Origin of the sequence: Desulfamplus magnetovallimortis, from assembly GCF_900170035.1 — a bacterium.
Lineage (GTDB): Bacteria > Desulfobacterota > Desulfobacteria > Desulfobacterales > Desulfobacteraceae > Desulfamplus > Desulfamplus magnetovallimortis.
Window position 1 is genome coordinate 76,213 of sequence record NZ_LT828546.1, and the last position, 20,124, is coordinate 96,336.

Annotated in this window: 16 protein-coding genes, 1 tRNA gene and 1 pseudogene; 4 read left to right on the forward strand and 14 right to left on the reverse strand. The window is 41.3% G+C overall.

Annotation, left to right across the window (positions count from 1 at the left end; translation table 11 throughout):
• The 8 genes from MTBBW1_RS29985 to nqrF all read right to left on the reverse strand — a co-directional run.
• On the reverse strand, positions 1–482 hold a 482-nt coding region (locus tag MTBBW1_RS29985; RefSeq protein ID WP_139786774.1), incomplete at its 3' end, for an ATP-binding cassette domain-containing protein.
• The gene (locus MTBBW1_RS13300; RefSeq protein ID WP_080804264.1) at positions 407–1,501 is read right to left on the reverse strand and encodes an ATP-binding cassette domain-containing protein; all 1,095 of its coding nucleotides are present in this window, start codon (positions 1,499–1,501) and stop codon (positions 407–409) included. The genes MTBBW1_RS29985 and MTBBW1_RS13300, both read right to left, overlap by 76 nt.
• Before the next feature lie 159 nt (positions 1,502–1,660).
• Positions 1,661–2,047, reverse strand: a complete 387-nt coding sequence (locus MTBBW1_RS13305; protein ID WP_245809375.1) for a winged helix-turn-helix domain-containing protein — start codon at positions 2,045–2,047, stop codon at positions 1,661–1,663.
• A gap of 10 nt (positions 2,048–2,057) precedes the next feature.
• Complete coding sequence (locus tag MTBBW1_RS13310) at positions 2,058–4,640, reverse strand: hydantoinase/oxoprolinase N-terminal domain-containing protein (protein ID WP_186441275.1); 2,583 nt, start codon at positions 4,638–4,640, stop codon at positions 2,058–2,060.
• Positions 4,592–5,083, reverse strand: coding sequence for a DUF1638 domain-containing protein (locus MTBBW1_RS13315; RefSeq protein ID WP_080804267.1), 492 nt, complete (start codon positions 5,081–5,083; stop codon positions 4,592–4,594). Before MTBBW1_RS13315 ends, MTBBW1_RS13310 begins: the two co-directional genes overlap by 49 nt.
• A gap of 7 nt (positions 5,084–5,090) precedes the next feature.
• Positions 5,091–6,794 (reverse strand): PAS domain S-box protein, encoded by a 1,704-nt coding sequence (locus MTBBW1_RS13320; protein WP_080804268.1) that lies wholly within the window; start codon positions 6,792–6,794, stop codon positions 5,091–5,093.
• Positions 6,787–9,198 carry an LOG family protein gene (locus MTBBW1_RS13325; protein WP_245809376.1) on the reverse strand — a complete coding sequence of 804 codons (2,412 nt, stop codon included), beginning with the start codon at positions 9,196–9,198 and terminating at the stop codon, positions 6,787–6,789. The genes MTBBW1_RS13320 and MTBBW1_RS13325 overlap by 8 nt, the downstream gene beginning before the upstream one ends.
• Positions 9,199–9,213: 15 nt before the next feature.
• Positions 9,214–10,428 (reverse strand): NADH:ubiquinone reductase (Na(+)-transporting) subunit F, encoded by a 1,215-nt coding sequence (gene nqrF, locus MTBBW1_RS13330; RefSeq protein WP_080804269.1) that lies wholly within the window; start codon positions 10,426–10,428, stop codon positions 9,214–9,216.
• A gap of 210 nt (positions 10,429–10,638) precedes the next feature.
• Here nqrF and MTBBW1_RS13335 point away from each other — a divergent pair, with 210 nt between their 5' ends.
• The 4 genes and pseudogenes from MTBBW1_RS13335 (at position 10,639) to MTBBW1_RS13345 (ending at position 15,893) form a co-directional block, all read left to right on the forward strand.
• Positions 10,639–11,646: an ABC transporter substrate-binding protein gene (locus MTBBW1_RS13335; protein WP_080804270.1), complete on the forward strand. Its 1,008-nt coding sequence runs from the start codon at positions 10,639–10,641 to the stop codon at positions 11,644–11,646.
• A gap of 1,104 nt (positions 11,647–12,750) precedes the next feature.
• Positions 12,751–13,814: pseudogene (locus MTBBW1_RS30200) on the forward strand (ammonium transporter); the annotation flags it as partial.
• Between the two features lie 183 nt (positions 13,815–13,997).
• Positions 13,998–15,692, forward strand: a complete 1,695-nt coding sequence (locus MTBBW1_RS30205) for a putative bifunctional diguanylate cyclase/phosphodiesterase (protein ID WP_342743903.1) — start codon at positions 13,998–14,000, stop codon at positions 15,690–15,692.
• A gap of 114 nt (positions 15,693–15,806) precedes the next feature.
• Positions 15,807–15,893: transfer RNA gene (locus tag MTBBW1_RS13345), tRNA-Leu, on the forward strand.
• Here the strand turns inward: MTBBW1_RS13345 and MTBBW1_RS13350 are convergent.
• The 6 genes from MTBBW1_RS13350 to MTBBW1_RS13375 form a co-directional block, all read right to left on the reverse strand.
• Complete coding sequence (locus MTBBW1_RS13350) at positions 15,872–16,162, reverse strand: hypothetical protein (protein ID WP_139786765.1); 291 nt, start codon at positions 16,160–16,162, stop codon at positions 15,872–15,874. The two genes, MTBBW1_RS13345 and MTBBW1_RS13350, sit on opposite strands and share 22 nt — an antisense overlap.
• A 490-nt stretch (positions 16,163–16,652) precedes the next feature.
• Positions 16,653–17,105: a hypothetical protein gene (locus MTBBW1_RS13355; protein ID WP_080804272.1), complete on the reverse strand. Its 453-nt coding sequence runs from the start codon at positions 17,103–17,105 to the stop codon at positions 16,653–16,655.
• A 10-nt stretch (positions 17,106–17,115) separates the two neighbouring features.
• A complete protein-coding gene (locus MTBBW1_RS13360) occupies positions 17,116–17,538 on the reverse strand; it encodes a DUF882 domain-containing protein (RefSeq protein ID WP_080804273.1) in 423 nt (140 codons plus the stop codon).
• 331 nt (positions 17,539–17,869) lie between these two features.
• Complete coding sequence (locus MTBBW1_RS13365) at positions 17,870–18,415, reverse strand: caspase family protein (RefSeq protein ID WP_080804274.1); 546 nt, start codon at positions 18,413–18,415, stop codon at positions 17,870–17,872.
• Between the two features lie 68 nt (positions 18,416–18,483).
• A complete protein-coding gene (locus MTBBW1_RS13370) occupies positions 18,484–18,954 on the reverse strand; it encodes a hypothetical protein (RefSeq protein ID WP_080804275.1) in 471 nt (156 codons plus the stop codon).
• A gap of 18 nt (positions 18,955–18,972) precedes the next feature.
• Positions 18,973–20,124 (reverse strand): hypothetical protein (locus MTBBW1_RS13375; RefSeq protein WP_186441277.1); only part of this gene is annotated, 1,152 nt, incomplete at its 5' end.

A 20,124-nucleotide genomic window follows, 5' to 3' on the forward strand; every position in this document is an offset into this window, starting at 1 on the left:
GGTGTCGACTTTGAGTTAATAGCAATATTCATCTTTCCGGAACTGTCCGGAACAAACCTGAAAGTACTGGAGATACACTCAAGATGGTCACCTTCATGATGAGTGACATAAAGCAGGGTACTTCTCCTGCCCTGCCCTATTTTATCAATAAGATTCAAAACCAGTTTTCTGTTAATATCATCAAGCCCTTGACACGGCTCGTCAAGGATAAGAAGAAGTGGATGTTTGACCATGGCCCGTGCAATCAATACCATACGCTGCTCCCCATATGAAAGTCTTCTGAATGGCTTTTTTGCATATGTCTCCATGCCTGTAACCGCAAGCCACTCCATTGCAATGCGCTTCTGGCTTTCAGAAGGTATTTTATATAGACCAACAGAATCAAAAAAGCCCGACACCACAACACCTATAACTGTTGAAGATACCCGATAGTCCAAATGAAAGCGGGATGAGACGATTGCTGTATTTTTTTTATATCCCAAATGCTCTCACCACTGCCCCTGCGCATGCCAAAAAGTTCAATATGATTACAGTATGCCTGGGGATTGTCTCCATTGACAAGGCTTAAAAGAGTTGACTTGCCTGCTCCGTTAGGCCCTGAAATCTTCCAGTTTTCAAAAGGTTTAACTTCCCATGAAACATTGTCCAGAACAACGTTATCTCCATATTTCACAGTCACCCCAACCATTTTGACAAGGGGCTTATCCTGAATGGTGGAAATTGTTGGATTGAGAGAATCAGTCAACATTTGCTGTAAAAGTTTATCTTCAGCTCCTGAAAAAGATCTGTCACAAAAATTTATTTTACCGTGATTTCCAAATATACTATTCCTCCTCCCTTTTATCTTAATGTTACAATCCTTTATATAAAGGATATGGGTGGCAATATCCGGAATTTCACTAAAACGATTAACAATCAATACAACTGCAATACCCTGTTCCCACAAAGCTTTGACAATATCTGCAACTGCTTTTCTGGAATCAACATCAAGCCCGCCATATGGTTCATCCAGAATTATAATGTCAGGCTCATGCATAGTTGCCTGACACAGCATGACCTTACGTATCTCTCCAGTTGAAAGAAAGCGGATTCCTCTGTCAAGAAGATGGAGAATGCCAAACATCTTTGCCATATCCTCAACTTTTTTCTGTTTCAAAGATTTTTTATTGCAGATAAAATCTCTGACAACTGTTCCGGTATCAATTCGGTCAAGAAAATCAGTGTCATCATTTTTAATGAGATCATCCATTATTTCGGAATGTTTTTCAAATGAAACATAGCCTCGCTTTTCAGGTTGTACTGATATTTCTCCGGAAATAACTTCCAGTCTTCCGGCAAGCAACTGCCCAAGTCCTGACTTACCAGAACCATTAGTCCCTGTAACAGCCCAGAAATCACCAGAAGATATATGCCATGAAATATCCTTTAAATATTTCCCCTTTGAAATTTTTGCCGATACACTTTTAAGGCTAAATATTGTACAATCACAATCCACGGGCATATCATTTTGTCCATACTTTAAAAGATAGCTGCTCAATTGCTGCTCAATTAGTGCATTGTCAAAGCTAAAAATTAGGGTTCGGTTAATTGTAGAGACAAGGCATGCCTTGTCTCTACGTTGCAGATAAACCTAAAATTATCTGTTGACAGTGCATTAGGGTTATTTGTCTGATTCATTAAGTTTTAGGTGTTTTCCAAGGGTTTCATCAAACTTTTGGTCGGTTATTTTTTCAATGGTCTGATGCAGGGTTTTAAACTCCTTGAGCAGTGATTCTGCAAGTGGCGTAAGTCTGGAGCCTCCTCCCTTTGCCCCGCCTTTTTGGGTAATCAGAAGCGGTGCTCCAAGCCTCTCTTCCGTAGCCTTGACCCTGGACCAGATAGCCTTGTACCCCATCTTTAAAGACTTTGAAGCTGCGTGAAGGGAACCTTGCTCCTTGATGGCATTTAAAATCCTGAATCGTCCCAGTCCAAAAACCACATTGCCGTCGCTATCCTCAAGCCATATCTTTGAGCGGGTATGAAAAGTTTTGTTCCTGTTTTCAACCACATTTATTTCCTCAATTCAAACCTGCAATTGCAAGATCAGGGCTTCCGGTAAGTGAAGCTGTAATGCTTCTCTCCAGAAAAAGCGAAAGGCCGTTACCGGTATCCACAACCCTGTCATTAATTTCCATGTTAACTGTTTGTCTGCTGGTTCCTGCCTTTGCAGCCTGAGTTCTAACGCTTTGTCCAAGATAGTTTAGACACCATGATTCTGCATCGGATATCTCACTAAATGATTGGTTACCGGCCACACCTTCCACAACAAAATTTCCCACACTGTCTGGCCGTATGATAACCTTCTGCTTTATCATGATATGACTTGTTATAGCTCCAATGGCATTTGCAACATCAGCATCAGGCGGAATAACAACCTCTGCATTAAGAAGCTTGCCAGCCTTTGGCAAAAAATGTTGTACAGGTGCACCAATTCCAATGACAGGACAGGAAAATGTTGCACCAAGGCGGTAACGTTCTTTTGTGTTCAAGCCTGACATAGAAGTTTGCTGTTCATTTTTGAAACGCCCTGCCCCAAGTTTGGCATCGGCTTTTTTTTCATATTTTTTTTCAGGTTGAACTATTTTCCGGAGAAGGTGCTGTGCCACAGGTGACTTTTGAAAATCATCTTCAGGAATATCCTTGAATAGTTGTTTTTTCAAAAGCTCAAGTGCCAGATTATTATGGATATCTGCCATGAGATTTTCAATAATATCAGATGGTTCTTTTTTTGTGCATATTGACATTATATCAATCATGCGTCTTGCAGGTTCTGGGTTCCATATGGTAAAATCCCCCCGGACATGCAGAAGATCTGTAGGTGTAAGCCCGCATCTTTGCACAAGGCCACTCTCTTCAAGGCGTTTGATGGGCAGAAAAATAGTTGAAAGGCACTTAAGATTTGCTGCAAGCTCCTCAGGAGTATGTGGACGTACAAGCAAAAGGTCATGTATGCGTTTTTCATCTTCAGTTGGCTCAAAGGGGAAAATATTCTTTTCACATTGAGATTTGTTGTTATCAAAGGAAGAGTTGTTGTTGTCAAAGGAAGAATTCTTGTTCTCAAAGGAAGAATTCTTGTCCGCAAAGGAAGAATTCTTGCTCATGGCAACATAGATCACCTGTTCAAGATGAAGCATGGAGTGCTGCGCCATATAACTTAGCGGGATATTTATGGAGTTTTTAAACATCTCTCCTGCCCAGGAGAGTGGTGCAACCCTTCTTGGCCCTGTTACAAAGCCACCTTCCGCAGGTTTCCAGCGAATCAGGCTGTCTCCGCCAAGACCTGAAGTTCTCATGTCAAGGGCTTTTACATGGGTTTTAAAGCCCCCCACATTGGCGCCACTTTCACATACTTCCACAGTGTCATCGCATATATCTGCAATATCTGTTGTGGTGCCACCAATATCCACAACCATTGCATCCCCAAGACCTGTAAGCATTTTTGCGCCTGCTACACTTGCAGCAGGGCCGGAAAGTGTTGTCTCCACAGGCCGCTTACTTGCCATGCTGTCAGACATCAGGGTGCCATCACCTTTTACCACCATCAAAGGAGCCTTTATCCCTCTTTTGTCAAGCACTTCACCAAGCTCTCTAAAAAACTTTATCATCCTCGGAATTATTCTGGCATTGAGCACAGCAGTTTGGGCCCTCACTGCAAAATTGAGCAGATCAGAAAGTTCGTGGCCGCAACAGGCTGTCATTCCTGTCTCCTCTTCAACGATTTTTTTAACAGCAAGTTCATGTGCAGGATTTATGCTACCGGCAAAGCCTGACACCGCAAATGCTGTAACACCGTCTCTCTTTGTCATCTGCCTGACCACGGTGCGAATCTCATCTTCATCCACAGGTTCAATCTCTTTACCGCTTATATTGATATATCCTTTAATATTATATCGGGGAGAGTGGGATATAAGCCCCTTCGGAACCATGCCATTGCCGTTCATTATGATAAGGCCGGTTTTCTGCCCCTCTCCCTCAACAATTGAATTTGTGGCAAGGGTTGTTGAGACAGAGACAAGCTCAATGATTGATAGTGACGGGACATAATCAAGCTTTGCAGCAAGGCCGGAAAGTGCATTGTCAATGCCTTCGGAAAAATCCCATTTTGTTGTCAATGCCTTGTTTTTGCAGATAATTTTTTTATCCTGAAAATCATAGACAACTGCATCGGTGTATGTTCCACCTGCATCAATACCAAGTCCGTATCTTATGAATAATTTATTTTCACCCCCAGTTTCATCTCCATACAATATATGACGTGTGCCGGAATTTTCCGGAATGCCGCTTCCAATGGAGGGCGCAGAATCAAGACCATTTTTAAAAGGAGAATATATTGTAAAGTGGCCGGGTGGTACAAAAAGAATTTCACTGTCTGAATGCTTTTGTGTAACAAGTTTTGTCATTAATGAAAGATTGCCCTGGATGCGTTCATATTTCCAGTTGTGCTCCCTGGCCATCTCTTTTGCCTCTTTTTCAAATGTTGCAGCATTGTCACTCCCTGTATCAATAAAGGCAGCCCGCTGGTAGTTGTGGTGCCATGTACTGAAAAAATCAATTATTCTGTTACCCCCATCCTCGCCATATTTTTTTTCAAGTCTCGGCATCCAAGGGATTGGGAACCTATCCATATCTGCCGGTCTTTTTCACCCTTTCTGGGTCTCTTCTTTTCACCATACCACCCGGCAGACAGATAGAATGTACCGGGATAACGTTCAAACTCCCTTTTATATGCAAGGTCACTTCCCATAAACAGGGCAATACAGTCATGTACCCTTGGAAAAACAAGGGGAATATGCTTGGGCGCCTTTATACCAACAGAACCCATGCCACATATGCCATATCCCACCACAATACGGCTGCACGAGTTATCCTTTGCAGCAGAATCAATGGCATTCTGCAACCTTTTTTTAAGTTCAACAGGGTTATTATGAAGGCCACCTGGAAGAAAATTCGTTTTAACGAAAAGATCCAACTGCTCTGAAATCTTTTTTATGTCCGGAGCCAGAACGCCACATGCTATAATATGAATGGAGGTTGCTTGTTTCATTTTTGTGTTATTCGTCTTTTGATTCTTTTGAGTTTGTTGTCAATGTCTCTGAATACCACTCTTCATTGCCGTAAAGCTGATCCATGCAGTCAGGACATATACCATGGGTAAATTTGGCGTTTGAGCGTTCCTGAATGTAGGCTTCTATCCGGTTCCAGTAGCCTTTATCATCCCTGATTTTTTTGCAGGATGCACATATGGGCAAAAGTCCTGATAGCTGCTTGATTTCTGCCAAAGCTCTCTTAAGCTCTTTTATGAGGTCTCTCTGTTTAGCTTCTGCTTCTTTCTGCTTGGTAATATCACGGGCAATGCCAAGATATACAGTGTTTCCACCGGCAAAAAAACAGTTTATTGCCACCTCAACCGGAAAAACACTACCATCTTTTTTTCTGTGAACTCCATATCGCAAAGGAGTTGTTTCCCCCATGGCAAGGCTTTTAAAAAGATTACTTATCCCTCTTGGAGATATGGCAACTTCAACATCAGCAACACTCATTCCAAGGAGTTCTTTACGGGTGTATCCAAGGGAGTCACATGCTCTCTGATTGACCATCAAAAGGTTTCCTGATGAATCAGACAGATATATGGCATCTCTTGCCTGTTCCACAAGTGTCCTGACTTTCTCCTCACTCTCCATCAGAGCCAGCTCATTTTCCTTTATTTCAGTAATATCGGTAATCACACCGATAATACCGGCAACATCACCTTGATCATTTGTAAATGTGGCTTTGTTAAAGAGGACGTCCCTTATATTTCCTCCATATGCAACCACCTGTCCTTCATAGAGTTGGCGACCTGGATTGGATATGAGCTCACTGTCTTTTGCTTCATATTTGGAACTTATGTCATGATAAGCCATATCATGAACAGTTTTGCCTATTATCTCATGCCTTGATTTTCCCAGATAGGCTTCAAATGCCCTGTTACAGCCGATGTAAACTCCCTGGGTATCCTTGTAAAACAGAGGGTTAGGGATGGTTTCCATTAAAGTGTTTAAAAATGAATATTGCATCCTAAGCTTTTTCTCAGCCTGGCGCTGTTTTATATCTGCATCCCTTCTTGCTTTTATCTCCGCCCGAAGTCGTAAATTGGCAGAAGCCATATCAGCAATTTCCGTACCCATGAATTCAAGGAGCATAACAGCAGGTTTAACCCTGTTTTTGGGAATCACCTTTGCTTGTTGGACAGCTTCCCAATATACATCAGGATCTGTTCCTATTTCGGCAGCATAAGCTATGGATTTATTTTTATCAGGAGGGGTCTCAAAAAACTGCCCTATGACCAGAAAACCTATCTTCTCGTTTTCCACACTTATTGGAATCATTGCATCAAGCATTCCGGCATGGCAGGTTATTATTGACGGCTTGTTGATAAAGTCTTCTGAATTGCATTGGTTATGTTTAAAGTCTTCAGAGCTGGATTGGTTTTGTTTAAAGTCTTCAGAGCTGGACTGGTTTTGTTTAAAGTCTTCAGAACTGGATTGGTTATGTTTACACAAAGCATGGGGGTTTTTAACAAGCTCCCTGCACCTTTCCATTCCCAGAGGTGTACTCCTGATTATTTCCATGCACAGAGGTTCAGGCCTTCCGGCATGGGAAAGCAGATTTCCTTCAATGTCAAGACAGGCGTTGGTAAAACCTGTGACATCATAAAATCTCTGCTGCATTTTTTGTAATTTTTCTTTGCCAATCAGATCCAATAAATTAAGCATTTTTATTTATGTTCTTTTTTGTAATTAAATTGGGCATCCCTAATAATCTTGGATTTGGAATATCAAAAAGCTCAACACTCTTATGACCAAATGTCTCCATTCTGATACGTCTTGATTTCTCTCTTGTTTTGTCAACAGCCTCTTTTGGAATGTTGTTATCCTGATACCATTTATCAGGATTGGCCAGGAACAAAACAATCTCCCTGACTGCATCTTTTGCTGTTGGGCATGGCTTAAGAAGCTTTGGTATAAAAGTTGGTCCATATTTTTTCAGGCTTATCTCAATTGTCTGTTTTCTCGCATGCTCCCAGAGATTATCAGGATCAAGCAGTATAATTGGTGCAAGGGGATTTTCATGGAGCTTCATGGATGTAATTGTTATGGAAAGCTCTTCAGCGCTTCCATAGCCACCTGTATTGATGATGGGAAGGTTGCTCAGTTTCTGAAGGTGATCCTGCCTTGCAAGGCGCAAGCCCTCCTTGTATTTGATAAGACCGTCGCATGTTGTAAGTGATGCCTGTCGTTCTCCTTCAAGATCAATGGCAATACCGACACTCATTATGTTGTGTTTTCTTGCAAGGTCATTGGATTCCTTCATAAGGCCAGGCCCGCCACCGTGGGCAATGCCCATCTCATCACCAAGCTTAGCTGCCAGAAGATTAAGAACATCAATGGTGAGCCGGTTGTCTGCCTCATTTGTGTGGGAGCCGTAAAAGGCAAACCAGTATCTTACCCTGTCAAATCGTTCCCTGTCATCAGGCTCCATGAAACAGCCATGGTAAAATGTATAGAGTTTGTCGGTTTCAGAATCATAACGCAAAAATTCACAGGCGGAAAGCTCCATATGTGTAAGCCTGATCATCTTTTTTATGTAATCGTCATCAAATGCAGGTGTTGGGGAGTTTATAAGAAAGGTTCTTATGCCGCTTCGCTTCAGGGCATTTATTATCTCAGGAGATGGATAGCTTGTACCGATAAAAGCACGGCTGTTTATCCCTCCAAGAACTGACAACTTTTGAAGGGTTTTTTTGAATTCTCCATTTCCGGTGACAGGCAGGACAAGCTCCGGTTTCCGGAATGTGCTCTGTACCACAGCACTCTTAATAATCTCGAACTGTGCCTCTCCTCCGGAATCCATTGCCCTTGGAACCTGCACAAAATTGCCTTTGTTAAGGATCATACCAAGGGAGTTTTCGTGTATGGAGAGAAAAAGGTTGCTCACCTCACCATTGGTCAGAAGGTCATAAAGCCTGTATCCTTCCTTTACCTTGGCCTTTTCCAAGGGGACAGTTAAAGGGTTACGCGCCCTGAAAAAACGTATTTTGATCTTTATCTTTCCAAGCTGCACTTCCCTGTTGCCAAAGTTAAAAAGCTCAACCTGACGCTCTCTAAATGTCCTGAATGGATCAAGAACCCTTGCAGGCAGATGTTCTATGTCGTGCAGTTCAGGTTCTGCCACAGGGTCAATTATGGCATATACATCTCCAAGTGATATCTTTATGGCTCCCACAAAGAGTTCTCCTGGCTTTAAGGATGCCTTCTCAGAATTGATATCAATGGGGGCAAGAGAGCGTATTTTACTCAATGCGCTTCTACCCTCCTTTATAACGGCATTGATGCTTGAGGGATTGATGGCATATGGTTCAAAAAAATACTGGTAGGGTTCAAGGTCAATTGTGATATAGTCGCACACCTTGCCTGTGAGTGGATCGGTTTCCTGGTGGATTTCAAATCCTTCATAGTAACCCCGTGATACTTCACGCCCCACAAAAAGACGTTTGTGTAGATAGTGACGAACATCATGAATTCTCATCTCCGGATCCATTACAACAAGGCGTCCTATTTCATCCCCTTTTTTAAAAAGCTCAAGTACATTGTCAAGCAAGGGGTTTAGATTTCGGATCTGCCCCTCAAGAAAAATATCAGAACTTTCAAAAACCGGTCGGCTGTCAGGGGAAAGCTGGTCGGTGAGAACTCCGATCTGTGCGTTCCCGCTTCTTCCTATGAAGGAGTATGGCTTGTTTTCTGCAATGGCACATCTGATATAATCTGATGCAAAGGGGAAGATAAAGCTTGCTTTAATGCCACCTCCATCCCTGAACTCTCCGGAGAGCATCTCCCTGTGGAGTGAGCCTGTGGCATAACCTTCGCCATTTACAGCACTCTCTTTTTCAATTGAAGAATTTTTTCCATTTACTGCCCCCTCTTTTTCAAGTGCTGAATCTTTTCCATTTATGCCACTCTCTTCCTCCTCAAGAGTAATCCTGTCGTTGAAAGCTTTTGTAGGCTTGTTCAAAGGTTGTGAATCATTTACAGGAGAGGCGCTCTGTTGCAAAAAATTTGCGAGCGGGCCATCTATGCTGTGAATATAGCCGTCAGGGGTAACTATTTGTGGTATTTCCATAATATATCTTTTAAGTCAGAATTTGTCATAAAAAATCATGTTTTCATCAACGCCAAAGCTGTCAAGGGTCTCCACAATGCCATCAACCATCATGGGCGGGCCGCAAAGGTAGAATTCAATTTCTGTAGGGTCATCATGCTCTTTCAGATAATTCTCTGCAAGGTAATTCTGTACATAGCCGACAAAGCCGTCCCATTCACCATCTTCAGGCTCCGGTCTTGATAGGGCAACATAGTAGGAAAAATTGGGATAGCTCTTTTCAAGTCTTCTAAAAGTATCAAGATAACAGATATCCTTTATGCTTCTTGCTCCATACCAGAAGGTGATTCTCTTATTGCTTTTAGCCCCCTCAAGCTGATCAAGTACATGGCTGCGAAGAGGAGCAATACCTGCGCCTCCGCCCACAAAACACTTTTCCCGTTCACTCTCCTTTACAAAAAAGTCACCATATGGCCCGCTGACAGTGACCCTGTCTCCAGGTGTCAGGCCAAAGACATATGAAGAGCCAAATCCTGGTGGGATACCAAGGGTGCCAGGAGGCGGAGTGGCAATTTTTACCGTCATCTTGAGGACATCTTTTTCATGAGGGGGATTGGCAAGTGAATATGCCCTGAATCCAGGACTTATACCGGAAGATGTAAGCTCCATGAGATTATACTTTTTCCATTCACTAACAAATCGGCTGTCAATACAAAAATCCTTGAAACAGCACTCGTATTCAGGTACATCAATCTGGATATAACAGCCTGCCCTGAATGCAACCGGCTCATCAGGCTTCAGAACAAGTTCCTTTATATATGTTGAAATGTTGTTGTTGGAGACAACTACAGCTCCAAATTTGGTGATGCCAAATATTGACTCAGGCACTTTTATTTCAAGGTCATTTTTAACTTTAAGCTGGCATGAGAGGCGCTTGCCAATCTGTTTATCTCCAGGTGTCAGATGGGCAAGTTCAGTGGGCAAAATAGCACCACCGCCACTTGTCACAACACATTTGCACATTCCACAGGAACCACTCCCGCCACATGCAGACGGAAGAAAAATGTTGTTGTTCCCAAGGGCTGCAAGAAGAGATGGGGTACCGGATATTTTAAGGCTTTTTGTTGAGTCGCCATTTATAATAACACTTTTTTCTCCGGTTGTAGCAACCCTTGCTTCAACAAGAAGCAGCATGCCCACAAGCAGAAATATAACAACAGAAAAAACCGCAAGCGAGATAATATATATCATTTTGTCTCCTGTTTTGTTACGGTAATTTATGGAAAAAACTCTTGTGTTTATTTATCTCAAATTGGATAATGAGTCAAACCTATAGTTTGGCAGCTCTCTTTAGTGCATGGAAACCATTGCTCCTTCAAGGTTTGACGTTGGATAAGGCTCTACGTGGAAATGTGTAAATCTCAATTTAAAACTTCAAAAATCAAAGCGAAAGGAAAAATCATGAAAAGAAACGTAATATTTGCATTGATAGTTATTATGGTTAGTTTTTTACACCCTTTTTCATCATCTGCCCAGGAGAATGCAATACTTGTCATTGAAAGCTATAACAGTGAATACCCGTGGGATGCAAGCTATAAAGAGGGACTGGAAGCTATCCTTGGCAGTCATTATAAACTAATTTTCTTTGAAATGGATACCAAAAGGATACCAAAATCAGAGTATGAGAAAAAAGCAGAGGAAGCTTTTGCTTTATATAATAAAATCAATCCGGCTCTTGTCATTCTTGGTGATGACAATGCCCTAAAATATGTCGGCCCGAAACTTGCCGGCAAACAGACACCTGTGGTCTATCTTGGTATCAACAACAACCCAAGGGTTTATGATATGTTCGGCCCTGAAAATATTACAGGCGTTCTTGAACGACCACTTATGAAGCGTTCCATATTATATATCAAGGAGATGATAAAATCAGACCTTGAAAAGATATTGATACTTTTTGACAGCGGAACCACATCCCAGTCATCTGTGGAACAGGTATTTAAAGGCAAGGATTCTACAGAAATTGCAGGAATCACGGCTGACCTGAAACTTGTCGGTGACATAGATACCTGGAAACAGAGTGTAATAAATGCCAAAAAAGATGGATACAATGCCATTATTGTGGGGCTTTACCAGACCATTGTTGACAGCAATGGAAACCATGTGGATGGAGAGGAGATAATTGCCTGGACATCCGAGAATACCCCTGTTCCTCCCTTTGGTTTCTGGGACTTTACAGTTGGTGCAGAGAAAACAACAGGCGGTCTTGTTCTTTTTGGCAAGGTTCAGGGAGAGACCGCCGGACAAATTGCAATGGAAATTCTGACCGAAGGTAAAAAGCCCTATGAGATTCATCCGGTTGTTGGCAAAAAGGGGCGTCTTCTTTTCAGCAAAACCCAGCTTGAAAAATGGAAAGATACCATTGTTTTACCGGAGCAAATGACGAAGGATTCCGAGTTTGTGGATTGATTCTCAAAATCGACATCTTATTGCGGCATCCTTCATATCATCCCAAAAGTAGTTTACACTTTTTTTGAGGAAAGCCCCCGAAAACCGGAGATTCGCTTCAGAAAATGTAAAGCAGCAAATGAAACATGCCCTTATTGCTTTTTCAAAAATTATTGCATTTTATATGAAAGTCTCAGTAAGTGGCTGTTTTTAAAACGACTTTCATCTCTTCGATTGTGGCGGCTATCCGCCATGTACGTTATATGAATCAGGACAACCAGGATGGATAGGATGTTCAGGATAGATAATCCTGCCTTCTCCTGTTAATTTTGGGCATCCTGATTCAGACACAATTGGCAAGGCTCAAAAGATGATAGCTCTCTCCTTCTACTTTGTTAGGTTTCATTTTCGGCATGCTTCATTTCCAGAGTTACACTGTCCGGAGAGAAAACCCTGAGTGGCAGGATTCTTTCCCCAAAAAGTGTAAAGTACTTTTGGGATCATATAAAGGATGCCTCATTTTCTTCCTAAAATTCCGTGAGTGTTCATGCTTAAACTTGGGATAATAGGACGTATCACCGCGATTTTCAAGGTGTGCAGGCGAAGATAACAAAGTAGAACTCCTTTGAGTTAATTAATAATGCTGTCAAAAAATAATCATAAACAAAACAACATAAATGTCGGTTGTCATTCAAACAAATACAATTTTGTTTTTTAAAAAATTACAATTACAATGGATTTCAAGAAAAAAATTTTTGCACCTCAATTTTGAAGGGCAGCCACAAAGGTGTGCATCTACAATATCTTTGCCAATTTAATCATCTAAAAAACTATTTCAAACCCAAGACACTTTCCTTAAATTCGGACTGTTTTTCAATTTCATGGTTTGCTTTTTGCTTTATTAATTATTTTATACATTGCTGTTATGACCATCCATATATGGCAACTATGTTACCCACATGTGGCAGCGATTTTTTTTGCGGCTACATGGCTCTGTCGTTGACATAAGCGCCTGAGTATAAAATAGTTTCATAAGGAGAAAATGCGATCATGGGTAGTTCTGTTTTGGATAATTTCTGGGTTATTGTTTCATCTGTCCTTGTATTCCTGATGCAGCCAGGATTCATGTGCCTTGAGTCAGGCATGACCCGCTCCAAAAACAGCATCAATGTTGCGATAAAAAATCTTGCTGATTTTGTTTTTCTGTAATGGGTTTCTGGTTTCTGGGGTTTGGGTTGATGTTTGGTCAAACAATGATGGGAACCATGGGAACATCAGGCTTTATGGCAGAGTTTGGAAATGATTTTCATCTCTCCTCTTTTTTTCTTTTTCAGGCTATGTTCTGCGGTACTGCCACAACAATTTTCTCCGGCGCAGTGGCAGAAAGGATGCGTTTTTCTTCATATCTAACTGTTGCTGTGCTTCTCTCCTTTTTTGTTTATCCTCTATTTGGTCACTGGGCATGGAATGGTGTTGATTCCGGCACTCTTAACGGGTGGCTTGGAGCATCAGGTTTTGTAGATTTTGCAGGATCCACTGTGGTGCACAGTGTGGGTGGATGGATGGCCCTTGCAACTCTGATTGTGGTTGGCCCCAGAAAAGGGCGCTTTATGACAGATGGCACAGCAGTTGAAATACATGGCGGTAATTTGCCTCTTTCTGTTTTAGGTGCGTTGTTGCTGTGGATTGGCTGGATAGGCTTTAACGGAGGCAGCACCCTGACCATGGATAAAAGCGTGCCGGGTATTATTGTCAACACAGTTATGGCCGGGGCTGCCGGAGCTGCATTTTCTCTTTTTATTGGATTTTGCTGCAATCGCATTTCAAAAGTTTCTTATCTGATCAACGGTTCTCTGGGCGGTCTTGTTGCCGTGACTGCATGTTGTCACTGTGTTACGGTTCCTGAAGCCATTTTTATTGGTGCTGCTGCAGGTGCAATATCTCTTATTATGGAAGAGCTTCTTCTCTATTATGCCATTGATGATGCAGTAAGTGCAGTTCCGGTTCATCTGGGATGTGGTATATGGGGAACACTTGCAGTTGCTCTTTTTGGAGACCCCATAATTCTGGATACCGGCTTGAGCTTTTCAGCCCAGCTTCTGGTTCAGATGGAAGGAATTGTTGCAGCTTTTTTTGTCTCTTTTTTGATACCTTTTTTTATTCTCCGAAGAATTGACAAAATAATGCCAATGCGGGTGTCACCTGAAAATGAAGAGATGGGGTTAAATATTTCTGAGCATGGCGCAAAAACAGAAACAGCAGATTTTTTTCGCATCATGCAGCTTCAGGAAGAGACAGGAGACCTATCTTTACGCGTTCCTGCTGACCCATTTACAGATACCGGAGTCATTGCTGCAAGGTACAATAAAGTGATGGCCGCACTTCAAAGAGCCGCTGTTACTTTTCAACAGCTATTTGACGGTTCTCCCCAGGCAGTGCTATCCACGGACAGTCAGGGTATCATTACCAGAGCCAACAGAGGCTTTGAGTCTGTTTTCGGTTATTCAGCAGAGCATATCTCAGGCTCCCACAACTGTGACATGATTGTGCCTGAAGAGATGGTGCTGGAAATGACAACTATTCGTCAGACAATACTCAGTGGCAAAAGTGTTCATAAAGAGACCAGAAGAAAACATAAAAACGGCAAACTCATACCTGTATCTCTTCTGGGTTTTCCCATATTAATTAATGGTACGGTGGAAGGAATTTTTTATGTTTACCAGGATATTACAGAAAGAAAGGAGCTTGAGGATCAACTCTACAGGAAAGCCTTTTATGACAGCCTCACAGGAGTTCCAAACCGAATTCTTTTTATGGAGCGACTGGGGAGAGCAGTTGCACGGCAAAAACGCAAAAAACAGTTTTGTTTTGCCGTTTTTATGATTGATCTGGACAGATTCAAATGGGTTAATGACACCATGGGACATCCTGCCGGAGATATTCTGCTTGAACAGGCAGCCCAGCGTTTTCTTTGCTCTGTAAGATCTGTTGATACTGTGGCACGTCTTGGCGGCGATGAGTTTGCTGTTCTTCTGGAAGATATAAGTGATTCCAAGGAGATCATTGCCATTGCAAGGAGAATCAGAAATGAAGCTGCAAAGGTTTTCAAAATAAAGGGCAATGATATACACATAAGTTCCAGCATAGGTATTGTTATCAATACCTCATTTTACAGCAGAGCAGAAGATATATTAAGGGATGCCGATATTGCAATGTATCGTGCCAAAGCTACGGGAAAATCACGGTACAAGGTGTTCAGCAAAAAGCTCCATGAGATGACGCACGATGCCCTGCAACTTGAAAACGACCTGAAAGAGGCTGTGGAAAAGAATCAGCTCCAGCTCTATTATCAACCTGTTGTTTGTGCAAAAAGTGAAAAAATAAAAGGGTTTGAAGCTCTTTTACGCTGGTCACACCCAACACGTGGAATGATATCCCCTGTAAATTTTATACCTCTTGCTGAAGAAAACGGTCTTATTATTCCCATTGGACAATGGGTTATTGAGGAGGCGTGTCGTCAGTTGAAAAAATGGCATCTTAGCACTGAATTTGCCCGCCATATGAGTATGAGTGTTAATATTTCATCGAGACAGTTCATGCACAACGACCTTGAACAAACCATAATAAACGCACTTGATGCTGTGGAGCTTTCCCCTGATTTTTTTGTGGCTGAACTTACTGAAAGTTCTGTCATGGAAAAACCTGAGTCAGTGATAGGCCAACTCAACAGGCTCAAAAAAACAGGGATCAGAATTGCCATTGATGATTTTGGCACAGGCTACTCTTCCCTTGCATATCTGAAGCGTTTCCCACTGGATTATCTTAAAATGGACAAAAGTTTTGTGGATGAAATAAATGCAAATCATGAAAACATGGAGATTGCAAAGGCAATTATCACCCTTGCACACAACCTTGACCTTAAAGTCATTGCAGAGGGTATTGAGCGCATGGAGCAACTTGAGGCACTTAGATGTCTTGACTGCAACTTTATCCAAGGTTATTATTATTCAAGACCTGTGGATGGTCTTCAGGCATCTCAACTGATTGAAGGTTGGGGTGACATATAGTGGACATGGCAAAAGCATCAGTTAGTATGCTATGATTTTTGTTTGTTATGCCGTTCAATGCTGTAAAAAAGCCTGTTGACAAACCATATTGAATAATTTATATAACACCAAAACGCCGGAGTGGTGGAATTGGTAGACGCAGAGGACTCAAAATCCTCCGCTGGCAACAGTGTGCGAGTTCAAGTCTCGCCTCCGGCACCACAGTAAATCCAAAGGGTTACAGTCAAAAGGCTGTAATCCTTTTTTTGTCCATGTAGTGAAAATGTAGCAAAAAATGATTTTCTATTTCTTTTCACGCTACATTTCTTTTGTGAAACATCCAGCCAGTTTGCTGAAAATCCCCTGCTATTTGCCGAAAATTTGCCCAAAATATGGCAATACTTTTGCCGGTGGTTTTTTTGATAAAGTAATTTTTCCCAGGCCCCCCAAGCCCCCCAAGCCCCCCAGAGCCTCAAAGCCTTTATTGACAAGGGTTTCAAGAGATTCCAGTTAAAAAATAAAGGGGGGCGTAACAAAGTGATACCACCCATTGTATCGAAAAATCCCATATAGTAACATTGCGAGTACACCTACTTATAACTTATTTTTTTAATTGGAAATTTTTAAATAATGTATAAAATATTTGATACATTGGGTGTACTCGCTTTGTTACAAACACCCCCCCAAGCCCCCCGACAGAGTTCAATGATTTCAAGGGTTTAACCCTGTTTTTGGGGTGCTGGGGGGCTTGGCTTTCAAAAAATTACTTATGAAAAAATCCGAGGCCAAAATTGAAACAAAAGTAGGGATAATCTTTAAAAATAGCTCTAAAGGTCGAACGGATGAGCAATAGCGACATAAAGATTTTGTTACAACTCGTTATTTTGCATCATTGTACAGCTATGTTACATTAATATTCCTGTAATCGGTAACAAAAAAGGGCGGTGTATGATTTTTTACAATTTGATTTTGTTACTCTTGTTAGGTTGTTGGATTGTACCTTTTTGGCATTTTATACTTTGTGGGTGCCACAAGGATTGGTTTCTTGTGCATCGGGTCTGATGCTGTTTCTCCAAAATGTTTCACGGCAAGATGGACAAAAAAAGCCCTGATCTTTGACATTCCATCATCAATACAAATGGTTTTTAGAACCTGATCTGCTACAGGTTTATATTTGTCCTGGTCAAGGTGTCCCTCTCTCATAAGCTGGTAAAGTGCGTCATGAATTAAGGAACCTCTCATAAAATTGGCGGTGTCAATTGCCGGTCCTGATGGACCATCCCAGGCGTAACCACTTTGGATGGTTAAAAACCCTTCGGTGTTCAGGGTAATGAATTCAGAATTGATGGGATAATCGGGGAAAATGGGGATATTGATTATAAATGTTTTTTTTAACTGGTATTTGTAACCGTCTTTATAAAATATGTGGTTCATGATGTTAGCTTCAGAGGTTTAGCAGGTGGGAAAGAAGAGCCTCCTTATTATAAAGGTAGGTGTTTTTTTTGGGAGAAAGCCAGAAAAGGGTTTTGGCAAAATGGTTTTGTGAGTCAATGCCTCTCAAATCAAGGTGCCACCCGGGGTTGTTCCACCATGGGTAAAAACCGATTCCGGTAAACTCTGGAATGGAACGGATAGAGGCAAACTGCTGGACAGGTGTTAAAACCTGGTCTTGCAATTTGCCAAAGTGAAAATCAACAGCCATACCTTTATAATGGTATGACTGTTTGGAGTGTCCGGAAGAGTCCCAGGCCACATGAATATGAATCGGGACTCCTCCAAGAGAACGCAACTCGTCCATTAAAGGCATAAGAAGCGGGTGGAGTTTGTCAGGGTCTTTGACAAACTCCGATTTTCGGAAATATTTCATTCAATTATTTAATTAATATGTAAAGTTTAAAGTTCCAGTTTTAATTTCCGTTGATGTTATGCCGTCATCTGCATATGGTACGGTAAATGTTTTAGAGCCGATCAAGGTACCATCTTTTTTTTAATAAAGTTAAGTTATGATATATGTAAAACCGGATGCTGATAAACATTTATATCATCCAGTTTGCCTTGAATTTCCCTTATGGTCTGTTTGTCAATGGTCATTTTGTCCTGATGCCTTATAATTGACGCCAGAGCATAAGAGAAAGCTCCTCTTGTGGTTCCTTCGGGTGTTCTTATCTCCTTTGCGGTCTCATCGTCTCTGCAAGCTCCTACAAAGGTAAGGTTCTTTGTGTTTTTGGTGCTGGTTTCGGATATTTTTTTTGATTTTTACATTTATATTGGTTGTGGGGGGGGATATATCTTTCCAGTTCCGGTTCCTGCTCCTGGTCAATGCTTCGGTGAGCTGTCCCAGAGTGGCAACAGTCAAAGATCACGGTTAGAGGGACACTTTCTTTTTTTAACTGGAATAAAAGGTTTAAGGTGTCATCGGTTATGTAGTCGTCAAAAACATCGTGGGGACAAAGGATTTCATCCATTCCATCTTTTTCATCTGTTTTGCCGGTTTTGTCCGGTACCTGTGAACCATGGCCGGAATAATAAAGCAAAAGTTCGGTTGCGTCTGGTTCCTGCATCAATGTTTTGATGGCTTTTATGATATTTTCGCCGGTTGCGTGGTGATTTAGAATATGGTCTGCAATAAATCCGTGTCTGAGTTGCAGAATTGATGAAATGACATTGATATCATTAACGCAACCGTTTAAATTCATGTATTTGTTTTGATATTGATCAATACCGATTAAAAGAGCATATTTCATTTATTTTGATTCCTTTATTTGATTCTTTTGGTTTTGTCTGCTGAGATTATTCCTAAATTTCTGTTTTCTTATCTGAAATGGTCAATTCCCTGTTTATAGTTCTCTTCCTGTTCTTTACATCTTTTGCTGCTGATTGCATCAAAGTTGTTGATAATATAAAGGGTACCCATTGTGTAAAACCCAAAAGCTGCTTCAAGTCCTGCCCAGATAAGGTTCAGCCAGGAGATTAAAACCTGTTCCGTGCTTTCGATAAACCAAATAATGTCCATGATTCCCATTGCGAGCATTAAAATATTGGCAAAAAGCGGAAATGTAGCGCAAATAACTGGCATTCGGTTTCTCAATGCCAAAATAAATGTAATGGCTGCATAAATGGAGACACCAAAATAAATTACCACATTTACAAGGGTTATATAATTTCCTACTTCAAGAAGCGTGTGGCGCTTTGCAAGGAATCCTGAAAAAAGCACGGTCAAAAGGAAAACCCAGAATTTTATCAAGAGGTTCCATGTTATTATTTCCGGTTTTTCTGGTTTCACTTTAAGAAAAAATTCCTTTTATTTGTACAATTCGATTTCTGTTATGAAGCGGTCACTGCGTCTATATTCAAATCTGATGCGATAATATTGAAAATCGGGTTGTGGAGCCGGAATTGCAAATGTAAGAATCCAGTCAGGATATGCTACGGGAGTCATACCACCATTTAAAAAACATATTTGAGACCAAGCATCATTATTATTGTTTCGTCCTTCAAGGATTGTATTATTATTGTTGAAAGCACTGGTTAATGAACTGTTTCCACCTGCGACACAAAGTTTTTTAATCTTTGTTGGTGTCATCAGGTTTACAGATACCCAGGTGAAATTGGTAATATAACGAATGTGGTTGAAAACATTTCTATAATCAATGCTGCCGTCACGTAAAACATTAGGGTCTTCTGCTCCATAATAATCTGCGTCACAGTCAAGTTGCCCGGGGCCGAGGGTTATTTTTTCCAAAGGTCTTGGCTTTTCGTTTCCAAATGCATCAAAACCATCATCATCATACATAAAAGGGCGTTCCGGTTCGTTGGTACAGTCATCAAGTACAATGGCTGCAAATGTTCCGGGCAAATTATATGAATAAAGTTCTAAGCAATAAATGCCAGGCAAAAGCGTTAAATCAAATGATGTTCTCTCTTTTCCGGTGGTTTGGTCAGTTTGTGAGGGTTCTCCTCCGCCGATTATTGAGCCTGAAGATGATGTGATGTGCAAAAAGGAAATATGGCCGTCACCTGTAAGACTTTCACAGATAAATTGATAATGTTTCGGTGTGGTAACCGTTATTTGATAATACCGTTTCCATTTTTCGGGTTCCGGTGGTGTTGCTGCAAGATTTTCTTTGTTCCAATGGCCGTAAAATTGACGATTCAGCAAAATTTCAAGGGGTTGTTCTACTGAAACTGCAAAAAGGGCAGGTGGGGTTGATACAGGTATATTATCTGCTATTGTCTGGCTTAATATCTCTTCGATATTATTAAAACGTGTATCAAGGTCGGTGATTGCGTCGTTAATCTCTGCGCCTGTTATTGTTTTTAAAAAAGGATCTACTGGGTCATGATAAATAACAAAACCATGGCTTTCATCTGGTGCTATCCAGATGTTGCCGCCTCCGTTTTGCTCCCATGTATCTTTTTTAATCCATAAATTACGTTCATGTTTTGCGTATTT